Origin of the sequence: Flavobacterium sp. (assembly GCF_035456225.1) — a bacterium.
GTDB lineage: Bacteria > Bacteroidota > Bacteroidia > Flavobacteriales > Flavobacteriaceae > Flavobacterium.
This window is the reverse complement of the sequence record NZ_DATIDM010000124.1, coordinates 1-12,299: the sequence shown is the minus strand read 5'-3', so window position 1 is coordinate 12,299 and position 12,299 is coordinate 1. Positions and strand designations below refer to the sequence as shown.

Below are 12,299 nucleotides of genomic sequence, written 5' to 3'. Positions count from 1 at the left end.
AAGTGTCAACACTCAATTTCTCCTGAATGGTCTGCGTCAGATATTCGAAGAAACATTGTTTGCGCTGGGCTTCATCAGTAATGACATCACAGGCATCGATCGATGGAAATGCATCTACTTTTTTCCAGTCGATTTTTTTCAGTTCTTTTTGCAGTAATTCGTCTTCAGACGGGGTCTTCTTGTCAAAAAGCTGACAGGAAAAAACCGTTAGTGAAAAGACAGTTAAGGCAAAAAGTTTTTTAGACATCGTAAATGTGTAATTTTAAGTGCCAAAAATAGTAAAAAAAAGATGGAATACTTTTTATTAATTACCGGTTTTGTATTTATGATTGTTGGACTCTTGGGAAGTGTTCTTCCTGTATTGCCTGGACCGTCTGTCAGTTGGGTCGGATTGCTATTGTTGTACCTCACCAAAGCGGTTCCGAATAATTATTGGGTTTTGGGAATTACATTGCTGATTGTGGTGATCGTGACTGTTTTGGATTATGTGATTCCGGCAAAAGGGACAAAACGATTTGGCGGAAGCTCGTATGGAGTCTGGGGAACGAATATAGGACTGATTATTGGTCTGATAGCGCCAATTCCTTTGGGTGTGGTTATTGGTCCGTTTGTGGGTGCTTTAATCGGGGAGCTGATTTATGACAGTAAGGATCATAAAAGAGCAATGAAAGCAGCGGCTGGTTCTTTTATTGGTTTTCTGACTTCCACCTTTATGAAATTCGTAGTCAGTGTGATTTATTTAGGATTGTTCCTTGCAAAAGCTTGGGAATACAGAAGTTCTTGGTTTTAGTTTTGATTTCTTCTGTAGAAAGTGATGCTGATACCGAACAAGATGATAAGACCACCAAGAATCATTTGAAGGGTTATGGTTTCTTTCAGGAAAATCCATGCAATAATTGAAGTAATTAACACCTGACTGAGTAGGCTGAGAGAAACGCGGTTGGCTTCCATTTTTTGAGTGGCATAACTAATCAGTGTCCATGCAATCAGTTGGCACAGGACTCCCTGAACGAACAATATACTCCAAACGGTGGCTGAAAATCCGTAAAAAGGTTGTTTGAAAATCAATAATACGACAGCAAGAAAAACACTTGAAACGCTCATGCTGTAAGTCATGAAACTTATAGGCTGCATTTGGTTTAGAACGTATTTGCTCAACAGGATGTAAGCGGCGTAAAAAATTCCTGAAAGCACTCCGAAGCAAAAACCGATATCGAATTTTAACTGGTAAAAAGTTTCATATCCGATTAATACAATCATCCCTGAAATAGCGAAGAAGGCTCCGATCCAGAAATTTCTTTTGGGTTTTTCCGGCAAAAAGAAAAACATGCCCAATCCGACCCAAATTGGAGCTAAATTGGTTAATAAGGTAGCTTGTGTTGCTGAAGATTGCTGAATGGCGATGTTCCAAACGGCGATGTCGGATCCAAAACAGATTCCGGCAAGTACTATAATCAGTGCGGTTTTTTGATTTGGAATTTCGAGTTTTTTTCTGAGCAACACGATTGGAAGCGCTATGGCAGCTGCAATCGCCATTCGGTAAAAAGCCGAACTTAAACCAGAAACAGGAGTCCATTTTACCAGAATCGGAAAAACGGAAATGCAGAAAATACCGATTAGTAATGCCAGACGAGGGTTTTTCATGTGATTCTGGTAAAAAACAAATATAGTATTAAAAATAAAAAAGCCCCTATTAATCGGGGCTTTTGCTATTCAACTATTAGTTTTTTAATCGTTTTTAAATTTGATTGCGTGGTGACTTCCATAAAATACATCCCTTTGGATACTTGTGACAAATCTATTGTTTCGGATACGCTCAAAGCTGAGAATGTTTTGTTCAGAACAATTTTTCCGGAAATATCGTAAATAGTGATATTTGAAATTTCTTTCTGATTGTTTTTAACCGAAACAGTGATTATGTCTTTTACAGGATTCGGATAGAAAATGAAATTGTCATTTTCAAATTCGCTTACAGAAAGCTGTGAAACAAATTCCGTATTAAAAGTATTGGTTGTAATTGCGGGATTAAAATCAAAATAAATAGAAGCGGTATTTGGGATAATATCTCCAATGGCATAACCTGGGTTAGGTTTTATTTTGTAGACGATGTACCCTTTACTCGTGTTCGGATTTTGACTCGTCGCCGGCAGCATGATGTTTTCGAATTCCCAGTTTAGGGTACTGCCAACTCTGTCCATTACATACCCATGGCTTGAATGTACCATTTTTATCGATGTTTCATCTAATTCAGGACTCAGGACATTATTGACTCTTACATTGATAGCGGAAGCTGTTCCTGTATTTTCGAATTGAATTGTATAGTATAAATAGTCATTTGCTGAGAAAGTTGAATGTGTAATTTCGTTTCCATGGCTTTCGGTAATGTCATTCGGATCATAAGAACCTACTATTTGTTGTGACAATGTGTAATTGTTGTTTGAGATGATTGCATCACTGCCGGAAAGAATAGTTGCTGCTGCGGTATTGGTTAAAAGAAGACCTATTTGAATCGTAGGTATAGTAGGAACCTGCATGGAAACTTCGATTGTTCTGCTTTCAAATGGCAGTAAATTAATAAAATCGTAAGTAAATCCATTGGCCGTTGATGTGGTTCCTGTTTGCGAGATGTTGGAAATAGACAGGACATCATCTTTTGCAAAGGTAATTGTCCCGTTTATGGTTTGGTTTCCGTTGTTTTTATACAGAATTCTGTTTTTGTAAGTGAATCCAGGGCGAGGTTGTCCTATTGGGGTAATGTTTACGTCAAGATCATTATACGGATTTGAGGCCACAATAGGGAAGTTGATATTTGTTACACCTGCTGTTGGAACCGATACGTCATTAAAAGAAGGAGAAGCAAGTGTGAAATAAGGGGAATACGGAGTGTCTATTTGAAAAGCAAAATCATAGGTATTTGCCGGATTTCCTTCAATAATGGTTGTCATGCCTGTTGATGATACAGTATAATGAACGTTTCCATCGTTGTTTTTCTCATGTGTAAATTGTCCATGTGGGAAGCTTTGTTCTCCCACATCTTTCAACCCGTTTGAATTGGCATCTAAAAATGCGTTTAAGCGGAAGCCTGTGCATTCTAAAGAAGCTGTTGTTGTAGGTAATTCTGTAATCGTGATATATCCCGGCTGATTGCTAAAGTTCATCACCATCAAATAATATTGTCCTGACTGAGTAGCAGTAAAAGAAGGGGAATTGCCACAGCTAACTATTTTGTCGGGGGTTAATTGCCCGTTACAAGGAGTTAGGGGTGAGGAATAAGGACCATAAATAATGTGGTCGACACTAAGGTTCTGTGTGGGGCTTCCCGGGGTTCTTTGATCAATTCCCAAATTAATAAGTCCGGGACTATTTACTGAAAAGGTGAACCATGTTGGATTTGGAGTTGTGTAAAGGCAGCCCATTGTTCCCTGAGGGGCAACCCCTGTAGTATTTGGGAATGGCACTCCAAATGCACCACATAAGGAATTGGCTCCATCACATGTTGAGTATACTGGTGGAGGACAACCTCCGGTAGTTGTGAAAGTTACAGGTCCTGACCATGAACTTGAGTCGGAAGGACTGCATACTTTTTTTACGTAAGCTCTATATGATGTTCCGCAGCTTAATCCTGTGAAAACAAACGGATTTGCAGAGGTTATGATTCCTGTCTGATTGGCTGTTGGAACGCTACTTCCTGGGAGCAATAACACTTCCCATTGTGTTGCGTCTGTGCTTGACCAGCTCAAGACGGAAGATGTCTGTGTTACATTGCTTATTGAAAGAGTGGTCGGGGCTATACATGTTGCTGGGGGGATACAAGTTACATTTGCTATCCAGCCTGTACTTGTATTTGATGAATCACTTCTAAATCGAAATGTTAAACTGCCGTCGATACTAGAGGAAGTAAATGGTCCCGGGATTGTTGTCCCCCAATAAGCGCCAGGCATACCGCCCGGAATATTTCCTATTGGATTTCCGCTGCTAATTTGTGGAGAAGCGGTGGAATTTCCATTAAAAACATATAGGCCATCCCAGTTTGCTTCCGTAGCGAAGGTAGTAAAAGTGACGGTGACAAATTCTCCAGGAGCATTTGGGTAGATTGTTACGGTATAATCAGAGTTATTTGCATAGTTCGCACTTGGTCCTGCCGGGTCGGTGAATGTTCCACCGCAAACCGGAGTTTGTGCAAAAACCGGAGTTATTGGTGAAATGAGTAGAATAAAAAGCGCAAAGATGAAGTAGTTTTTTTTCATAATATGATTATTGCTTTATTTCCAATGGGTTATGTGTGGTAAGTTTATTTAATTTGGTATGCAATGTACGAATTTTGTGTAATTTTTTTAAAAAACAACAAAATAAAGCATGATTTCCGAGTGCTTAAAATGAGATGCTGATTTTTTAAAGCTCTATGCTTTAGAGGGAAGTGATAAAATCGGTTTTTTAAGAATAAAAAAAGCTCCTCATTTCTGAAGAGCTTTTTTGTTACTGGTCTCGTCTAATGACGAGAGGACCCGAACCCGTCTCGTCTTAAAGACGAGATGATAGGTGTGTATTGTAATTTTGTCCGAGTAATCGTTCTAAAGATTTTCGGTTTAGTTTTTTTAATCTTTTTTCTTCAATCAAGGCTTCTCTTTTGGTTTCATAGGCTTTGAAATATACTATTTTCCAAATTCCCTTTGATGCAGTGTAAGTACTTTTGTCGGAATTATGTTGTTCAAAACGTTTTTCAAGGTTAGTTGTGTATCCTTTGTAGTAGATGTTGCTTTCTGCAGAATATAGGATATAAACGTAAAACATATGGGCTGAAAATAAAAAAGCCCCGATTTCTCGAAGCTTTTTGTTACTGGCGGTCTGGACGGGACTCGAACCCGCGACCCCATGCGTGACAGGCATGTATTCTAACCAACTGAACTACCAAACCAGTGCTTTATTGCGTTGCAAAAGTAAGCTGAAATTTGTCCTTATGCAATATTTTTTCGAAAAAAAACCAATATTTTTTTAAGTGATTGGTTTTCAGTTTTGTGAAAGTGCTTGTTGGTTTAAATTAAAAAAGCTCTCCATAAAAATGGAAAGCCTTTCATTGGTCTAACTACTAAACCTGGTACTTTCGTACCTAAACAACACAACTGTTTTTAATATTTTCTAAGAGGGCAAAAAAGCCTTTCTTTTCGAAAGGCTTTCTTTACTCTTGACTGGCGGTCTGGACGGGACTCGAACCCGCGACCCCATGCGTGACAGGCATGTATTCTAACCAACTGAACTACCAAACCAGTGCTTTATTGCGGATGCAAATATACAACCATTTTCAACTCTTCCAAATGTTTTGGTGAAAATAATTTATTTTTTTTCAACTCGATTATCCAAACTTTTGTTTTTCAACAAGATAGGTGGTCAATATTTTTTCAAATTTTTCGTCTACAGAAACTGGAACGTATTTTATTTTGTACTGCGAACAGGTGTTGGCGACCTTTTCAAAGTAAGCTTCAACCAGTTTTTCGTAATCGCTTTTGATGTTTTCGGCAAATAGGTTTACCTGTTCCCCGGTTTCTACATCGATGAATTTTCGTGGAGCGTTGTCAAAATCAAAATTAAATTCGGTTTTCTTATCGATTACATGAAACAGAACCACCTTGTGCTTGTTGTGTTTTAAGTGCTGCAGTGCTTTGAACAATCGTTCGTCATCTTCACCCTGAAACATATCCGTAAATAAAATGATCATGGAACGGCGGTGCATTTTTTCGGCAATATGGTGCAGGTAAGTTATCGTGTCTGTTCTTTTTGCTTCTTTCGGCGTTTGCAAAATCAATTCCAACTGATTCAAAAGCATGCGATGATGACGGTCGCTTCCTTTTTCCGGTGCATAATAATCATAGGAGTCTGAATAAATGCTCAACCCGACAGCGTCCCTTTGTTTTTTCAAAAGATTCATTAAAACTGCCGAAGCCAGTACAGAAAACCCAATCTTGTTTTCATAGAAGAACTGACCCTCTTTCAGTTTCGGATAATGCATGGAAGACGAATTGTCAATAATCAAATGGCAGCGCAAATTGGTCTCTTCTTCAAAGCGTTTCGTGTATAAACGATCGGTTTTGGCGTATAGCTTCCAATCTATATGTTTGGTGCTCTCGCCTGCATTGTAGATTTTGTGCTCGGCAAATTCGGCAGAAAAACCATGAAACGGACTCTTGTGCATTCCTGAAATAAAACCTTCCACAATCTGGTTGGCTAAAAGCTCCAGATGTTCAAAACGCGATATTTTTTCTATTTGACCTTCTATCTTCATAGATTCAAAGATAAGAAAAAAGGAGTGATGCAGATTTGGATTTTATTTCCAATATTTGTGTTATCAATAAAATCAAGATGAGTCCGGAAACATTACAATCAATAGCCTTTCGTTGGTTTGAGGCATTCAATACAAAACAACTGGAAAAATTATTAGCGCTTTATGATGATGAAGCTCAACATTTCAGCCCGAAATTAAAAATCCGTCAGCCGGAAACAAACGGGTTGGTTGTCGGGAAAGAGGCGATGCGCAACTGGTGGCAGGATGCGTTCGACCGTTTGCCAAGCCTTCATTATAAAGTAACTTCACTGACAGCAAATACCGATAGGATTTTTATGGAATACATCCGTCAGGTGGATGGCGAAGAAGATATGCTGGTGGCTGAGGTTCTGGAAGTTCGTGACGGGAAAATTATAGCATCAAGAGTATATCACGGATAAAATTATTTGATATTTAATAATTCGAAATATGAAAAAAAAGCTTTCTATAGCTTCGGTTTTGTTGACTTCATTGCTTTTTGTAAACTGTAAAAAAGAAGAAAAGATGGTCGTTGATTTTAAATCGGTAACCGAAAATTATTTCAAGGAAAAGAATGCGCTAAATCCTTTGGATGCGACGCTTAACGGTCAAAACGAGTACAATGATCAGTTTGTGTTTGAGATGACGGATGCCTATAGGGAAAAACAAGGGAAATTTTTCGATAAGTATGAAAAACAACTTTCGGAAGTTGATACGACTAGTCTTACATCTGAAGAGAAAATCAGTTATCAGATCATTAAATGGGAAACGGCCATAGGGAAAGATCTATTGGAGCAGGAGGCTAATCTGATGCCGATTCATCAGTTTTCGGGTACGCATCTGACCATGTCTCAATTTGCAAGCGGGAGCAACGCCCAGCCATTTAAGACGGAAAAAGATTATCGTAATTTCCTGAAGAGGATGGAGTTGTATTCGGTTTGGATAGATTCGGCGATAATCTATATGGAAAAAGGAATCCAAAAGCGAATGGTTCTGCCGGCGGTACTTACGGAAAAAGTAATTCCGCAATTCGAAGGACAGATTACCGAAAATGTTGAAGATAATATTTTCTATTCCACTATTAAAAAAATGCCCAAAACGTTTTCAGAAGAAGCAAAACTTTCCCTGAAGGCGGATTACACCAAGGTAATAGCAGAAAAACTGATGCCTCAATTTAGAAAGATGGCTGATTTTCTAAATGATAAATACCTCCCGGCTTCCAGGAAAACAAGCGGAATTGGAAGCCTTTCGGGTGGAAAAGAGCTGTATGCGGTCTATGTAAAACAATGGACTACTACCGATAAGAAACCTGCCGATATTCACGAATTAGGTCTGAAAGAAGTGGCGCGTTTAAAAGCGGAAATGGAGAAGGTGAAGGAGCAGGTCGGCTTTAAGGGAACGATCGTGGAATTTTTCGATTATGTTCGGAATAAACCGGAATTGATGCCTTTCAAAAAACCGGAAGAGGTAATCGCGAATTTCGAGGCCATCCATAAAAAAATCAAACCTAATGTGGATAAACTGTTCTCACTGCAGCCTAAAACACCCTTTGAAATCCGAAGAGTGGAAGCGTTTCGTGAAAAAACAGCCAGTGCAGAATACATTCAGGGAACTGCCGATGGTTCAAGACCCGGGATTTTCTATGTGCCGATTCCGGATGTGACAAAATACAATTGTTATGGTGACGAGGATTTGTTTTTGCACGAAGCGATTCCAGGGCATCATTTCCAGGTTTCGCTGCAGCAGGAAAATAAAGAATTGCCTGATTTCAGAAGGTTCAATTGGTTTGGTGCTTATGGCGAAGGATGGGCTTTGTATACGGAAAGTTTAGGTAAGGAATTAGGGTTGTATACCGATCCGTACCAGTATTTCGGAATGTTGGGTAATGAAATGCACAGGGCTATCCGCCTGGTGGTCGATACCGGTTTGCATGACAAAGGCTGGACACGTGAACAGGCCATTAAATATTCTTTGGAAAATGAAGCGGAAAGCGAAGCAAGTATCATCTCGGAAGTAGAGCGTTATATGGCAATGCCGGGCCAGGCTTTATCCTATAAAATTGGACAACTGAAGATTATCGAGCTTCGTAAAAAGGCCGAAAATAAAATGAAAGATAAATTTGACATCAGGCTGTTCCACCAAAAAGTACTGGAGTCCGGAGTAATGCCTTTGGCGCTGCTCGAGAAAAAAATAAACGATTGGATAGAAAGAGGGAATTGATTCCCTCTTTTTTATTTTCTTAAGGAAGCATTTTAACGAGTATATAGGGCGTTAAGTAGGGAAATACATTATAAAACGAAATGGCTTCGTAATTTTGTAATATGACTACGAATCGCAAGCCTTTAATTTTTAAAATATTAAAAATCACTGTAATAGCGATTGGGTCTCTATTGCTTCTCATGTACTTATTGCCGATTTTGTTTCCGGGTAAAATTGGTCAGGAGGTTAGGGGTTTGGCCAATAAAAGACTGAAAGGTGAACTGAATTTTTCCAAAGCCAATCTTTACTTCTTCAAGCATTTTCCTTCGTTAACCCTTACGGTTGAGGATTTTTCTTTGAAAGGTTCGGCGCCCTTTGCCAAGCAGAATCTGGTTTCTTCGCAAGAAGTTGCCTTCGGGATCAATATCAAGTCGCTTATTTTTGGGGGAGAAGTTAAAATCGATGAGATTTTTATTTCAAAGGCTAAAATCGATGTCAGAATAAATGAGAAAGGGGAGGCGAATTACAATGTTTATGTTTCCGAAAGTAAGAAAGAGAAAAAAGACGAGTCTGAAGCTTCCTTGAGGCTCGATAAAATAGTTATTCAGGACAGTCGTTTTGTGTATGATGACAAGTCATCTGACATTCTGATAACTGCCCAAGGGTTTGATTATATAGGAAAAGGCGATTTGCATGAAGCGATTTTTGACCTGAAAACCAAAGCCTCTATTACTTCCTTCGATCTGGTTTTTGAAGGAGAGGAATATCTTAAAAATAAAAAAGTGGATGCTGAATTGATTACAAGAATCAATACCAATTCACTGGAATTCGTTTTTCAGCAGAACAATCTGATTTTAAACAAACTTCCTATTGATTTTAACGGGAAACTGAACATTCTAAAGAGTGGTTATGATATCGATTTAAGTGTGAAATCCCAAAACAGCCAACTGCACGATTTTTTTACAGCATTGCCACCTCAATACATAAAATGGCTCGAACAAGCTGAAATAAGCGGCAAAACAGATTTTTTACTGGTGCTTAAAGGGGTTTCAGATGTGTCTAAAAACCAGAATCCGGATTTGATGTTCAATATGAAGGTCCGCGACGGTTTTGTCTCGTATAAGAAAGCCAATGTCCCGGCATCGAGCATTTACCTGAATTTCGATACAAAAATCCCTGCGTTAAATACTGATAAAATGTATGTGAAAGTCGACTCGTTGTTTTTCAATGTCGGTAAAGACTATTTCAGCGGGATTGCTGTAGTGAATGGATTGGAAACACCTGATATCAATGCTAAAATCAAATCACAACTCGATTTAGGGAAACTGAACCGTGCCATAGGGCTTCAAAATATGAGTTTCAAAGGGATTCTAAAAGCGGATATTAAAGCCAATGGGAAATTTGATCAGAATGCGCGTTTGTTCCCGGTAACGAAAGGCGATTTGGTATGGCAGAATGGGGCTATAAAAACAGAATATTATCCGAATCCGATCGATAATATAAATCTCTCGGCCAGTGTTTTGAATACAACCGGGCAGTATAAAGATTTAAAAATCGCGGTTAGACCGGGCAGCTTTAACTTTGAAGGGAAACCGATTTTTATTGATGCGGATCTGCAGAATTTCGACGATATCGCATACGATATTAAAGCCAAAGGGGAATTGGACGTAGGACGTATCTATAAGGTTTTTTCCAGAAAAGATCTTGATGTTCAGGGTTACGTGAAGGCAGATGTGAGTCTGAAAGGAACGCAAAGTGATGCGGTACACGGGAATTACAACAGGCTGAATAATAAAGGGACTTTGGTTTTGCGGGATATCCGAACAAAATCGGACTACCTTCCTTTGCCGTTTGTTATTAAAGAAGGCCTGTTTACCTTCAATCAGAATGATATGTATTTTAAAGATTTCCGTGCGGTCTATGGTCAGTCCGATTTTAGAATGAACGGAAAAATGCAGAATGTCATCAATTTTGTCATGTCGGATAAAGCCGTCCTAAAAGGGGAATTCTCGGTAGATTCTGATTATATTAATGTGGATGAATTTATGACTTCTGTTCCTGTGGATTCGGTAAGTGTTGCAACTTCAGATGAAAATCTTCCGGAACAAGAGAAGAAAGGAACAGGGGTTGTGGTGATTCCTCCCAATTATGATTTCGATCTCAAAGCCAGGGCTCAAAAAGTCAATTTTCAGGGATTGAATATTGATAAACTGAATGGGGGTGTGGCGATGAAAGACGGAACGATTAAGATGAAAGATGCCCGATTTACGTTGATTGGAAGTCCGTTTGCGATGAATGCGACTTATAATGCGTTGTCATCTCAAAAGGCTGCTTTTGATTATTCAATCAAGGCGGAAGATTTTGATGTAAAAAAGGCTTACAATGAGATAAAAATGTTTCGTGAAATGGCTTCTGCGGCCGAAAGTGCTGAAGGAATCGTTTCTTTGGATTATACGATCGGCGGTCATTTGGATGGGAATATGGATCCTATTTATCCTTCATTGAAAGGCGGGGGAGTTTTGTCGGTTCGGGATGTGAAAATGAAAGGCTATAAACTGTTTAATACGGTAGGTAAGAAAACGAATCACGATGAAATGAAGGATCCGAAGCTTTCGAATATCGATATTAAAACCACGGTGAAAAACAACATCATGACCATTGAGCGGTTCAAATTTAAAGTCTCCGGATTCCGCCCGAGAATCGAAGGACAGGTTTCTCTTGACGGTAAGCTGAATCTGAAAATGCGTTTGGGATTACCTCCTTTTGGAATCATCGGTATTCCGATTACCATTACGGGAACACAGGAGAATCCTAAAATAAAAATAGGCAAGCAAACCGAAGATCTGGAAGAAAAGGAATATGACAGCACGGTTAGTGGAACCGGTGTTGCCCAAATCCCTTAATTTTTTTACATATCAATGATAAAACCCAGGGTTAATTTGTTCTGGGTTTGTTTATTTTGCGTCTGAATTGATGAATTCCTGTAAATCAATCATTGGCTGTTGTGAAACCCTGATGAAATTGTTCTGTGGTCGATCCAGTACCGCAATCAAAGTGATTACAAGCGAAAAAGAGAATACTAAAATGAGTGTTGACCACGACCGGCTGGATCCGGCAATGGCCATTTGGTACCCAACTGAAAACATGGACAGGATTATTAAGATGAAGAGCACAAGCCAAAATCCATTCGGAACCCTTGCTTGCCATCCGACGGCGACTCTTTCGTAGTGAGTGCTGATTATGTCGTTTATCGCTTCAACATATAAAGCGCCTATGTCTGAATTCAAGTCTTTTTTTCCGTTTGCGACTGCAATATCAAAGAGCTGGGAATGGATTTTGGATGATTTGTCTATCGTTTTTTCTATTTTGGCTGATGTTTGTTGAGAAGGCAATAGAATATTGGGGAGATTGGCGCGCATGTTGACATATTCTTTAATCAGTTTTTGACTGTTACTGCGGTCTGGTTCCTCAAGAAACTCGGATCTGAGCCATGCGCTTCGAATGGCATTGGCATCCTCACGAACAAGTGCTCTTTTTGTATCGTATCTTTCGGAAACAATGTTAAAGGTGAAAACCAAAATAAAGGCTAATAAGCCTAAAATGGAACCCGAAATACCGGATACGGGCGACTCCTTTTCCTGGTCGGATTTTTTGTGAACCCTGTTTCCAACCCTGTAGCCTCCGTCAATGGAAAATATCACCAACAAGCATGTCAGTAAAAAAAAGAGTCCGATAGGTATATCGTCCAGGTGCATTGCTTAATTTTTTTAGCGCAGGAATGAATGCTGCTTAATTTAAACTATTA

Annotated in this window: 9 protein-coding genes, 2 tRNA genes and 1 pseudogene; 4 read left to right on the top strand and 8 right to left on the bottom strand. The window is 39.2% G+C overall.

Features of this window, described 5'->3' with window-relative positions; genetic code table 11:
• Nucleotides 1-247 (bottom strand): annotated as a pseudogene (locus VLB74_RS07480) (hypothetical protein); the annotation flags it as partial.
• Nucleotides 248-289: 42 nt separating this feature from the next.
• Here VLB74_RS07480 and VLB74_RS07475 point away from each other — a divergent pair.
• Nucleotides 290-790: a DUF456 domain-containing protein gene (locus VLB74_RS07475; protein WP_325202834.1), complete on the top strand. Its 501-nt coding sequence runs from the start codon at nt 290-292 to the stop codon at nt 788-790.
• On the opposite strand, the gene VLB74_RS07470 is transcribed toward VLB74_RS07475, so the two are convergent.
• The 6 genes from VLB74_RS07470 to VLB74_RS07445 all read right to left on the bottom strand — a co-directional run bounded on the left by VLB74_RS07470 (nt 787) and on the right by VLB74_RS07445 (nt 6,277).
• Nucleotides 787-1,644 (bottom strand): DMT family transporter, encoded by an 858-nt coding sequence (locus tag VLB74_RS07470; protein WP_325202833.1) that lies wholly within the window; start codon nt 1,642-1,644, stop codon nt 787-789. The genes VLB74_RS07475 and VLB74_RS07470 overlap by 4 nt on opposite strands.
• 65 nt (nt 1,645-1,709) lie before the next feature.
• Nucleotides 1,710-4,247, bottom strand: a complete 2,538-nt coding sequence (locus VLB74_RS07465; RefSeq protein ID WP_325202832.1) for a DUF7619 domain-containing protein — start codon at nt 4,245-4,247, stop codon at nt 1,710-1,712.
• Between the two features lie 274 nt (nt 4,248-4,521).
• Nucleotides 4,522-4,791: a GIY-YIG nuclease family protein gene (locus VLB74_RS07460; protein ID WP_325202831.1), complete on the bottom strand. Its 270-nt coding sequence runs from the start codon at nt 4,789-4,791 to the stop codon at nt 4,522-4,524.
• Nucleotides 4,792-4,838: 47 nt separating this feature from the next.
• A tRNA-Asp gene (locus tag VLB74_RS07455) sits at nt 4,839-4,915 on the bottom strand.
• A gap of 272 nt (nt 4,916-5,187) precedes the next feature.
• Nucleotides 5,188-5,264 (bottom strand) — tRNA-Asp (locus VLB74_RS07450).
• Nucleotides 5,265-5,350: 86 nt separating this feature from the next.
• Nucleotides 5,351-6,277 (bottom strand): DUF58 domain-containing protein, encoded by a 927-nt coding sequence (locus VLB74_RS07445; RefSeq protein ID WP_325202830.1) that lies wholly within the window; start codon nt 6,275-6,277, stop codon nt 5,351-5,353.
• A 77-nt stretch (nt 6,278-6,354) separates the two neighbouring features.
• Between VLB74_RS07445 and VLB74_RS07440 the strand changes: the two genes are divergently transcribed.
• The 3 genes from VLB74_RS07440 (at nt 6,355) to VLB74_RS07430 (ending at nt 11,397) form a co-directional block, all read left to right on the top strand.
• Complete coding sequence (locus VLB74_RS07440; protein WP_325202829.1) at nt 6,355-6,717, top strand: nuclear transport factor 2 family protein; 363 nt, start codon at nt 6,355-6,357, stop codon at nt 6,715-6,717.
• Nucleotides 6,718-6,745: 28 nt separating this feature from the next.
• Nucleotides 6,746-8,515 (top strand): DUF885 domain-containing protein, encoded by a 1,770-nt coding sequence (locus VLB74_RS07435; RefSeq protein WP_325202828.1) that lies wholly within the window; start codon nt 6,746-6,748, stop codon nt 8,513-8,515.
• 101 nt (nt 8,516-8,616) lie between these two features.
• Nucleotides 8,617-11,397: an AsmA family protein gene (locus tag VLB74_RS07430; RefSeq protein WP_325202827.1), complete on the top strand. Its 2,781-nt coding sequence runs from the start codon at nt 8,617-8,619 to the stop codon at nt 11,395-11,397.
• Nucleotides 11,398-11,448: 51 nt separating this feature from the next.
• On the opposite strand, the gene VLB74_RS07425 is transcribed toward VLB74_RS07430, so the two are convergent.
• The gene (locus VLB74_RS07425) at nt 11,449-12,249 is read right to left on the bottom strand and encodes a bestrophin-like domain (protein WP_325202826.1); all 801 of its coding nucleotides are present in this window, start codon (nt 12,247-12,249) and stop codon (nt 11,449-11,451) included.
• Between the last annotated feature and the right edge of the window lie 50 nt (nt 12,250-12,299).

Excerpts from the sequence above, each read along its gene's own strand:
- VLB74_RS07440 (WP_325202829.1), top strand. The coding sequence starts at position 6,355 with ATGAGTCCGGAAACATTACAATCAATAGCCTTTCGTTGGTTTGAGGCA.
- VLB74_RS07465 (WP_325202832.1), bottom strand. The coding sequence starts at position 4,247 with ATGAAAAAAAACTACTTCATCTTTGCGCTTTTTATTCTACTCATTTCA.
- VLB74_RS07435 (WP_325202828.1), top strand. The coding sequence starts at position 6,746 with ATGAAAAAAAAGCTTTCTATAGCTTCGGTTTTGTTGACTTCATTGCTT.
- VLB74_RS07470 (WP_325202833.1), bottom strand. The coding sequence starts at position 1,644 with ATGAAAAACCCTCGTCTGGCATTACTAATCGGTATTTTCTGCATTTCC.
- VLB74_RS07460 (WP_325202831.1), bottom strand. The coding sequence starts at position 4,791 with ATGTTTTACGTTTATATCCTATATTCTGCAGAAAGCAACATCTACTAC.
- VLB74_RS07425 (WP_325202826.1), bottom strand. The coding sequence starts at position 12,249 with ATGCACCTGGACGATATACCTATCGGACTCTTTTTTTTACTGACATGC.
- VLB74_RS07445 (WP_325202830.1), bottom strand. The coding sequence starts at position 6,277 with ATGAAGATAGAAGGTCAAATAGAAAAAATATCGCGTTTTGAACATCTG.
- VLB74_RS07475 (WP_325202834.1), top strand. The coding sequence starts at position 290 with ATGGAATACTTTTTATTAATTACCGGTTTTGTATTTATGATTGTTGGA.
- VLB74_RS07430 (WP_325202827.1), top strand. The coding sequence starts at position 8,617 with ATGACTACGAATCGCAAGCCTTTAATTTTTAAAATATTAAAAATCACT.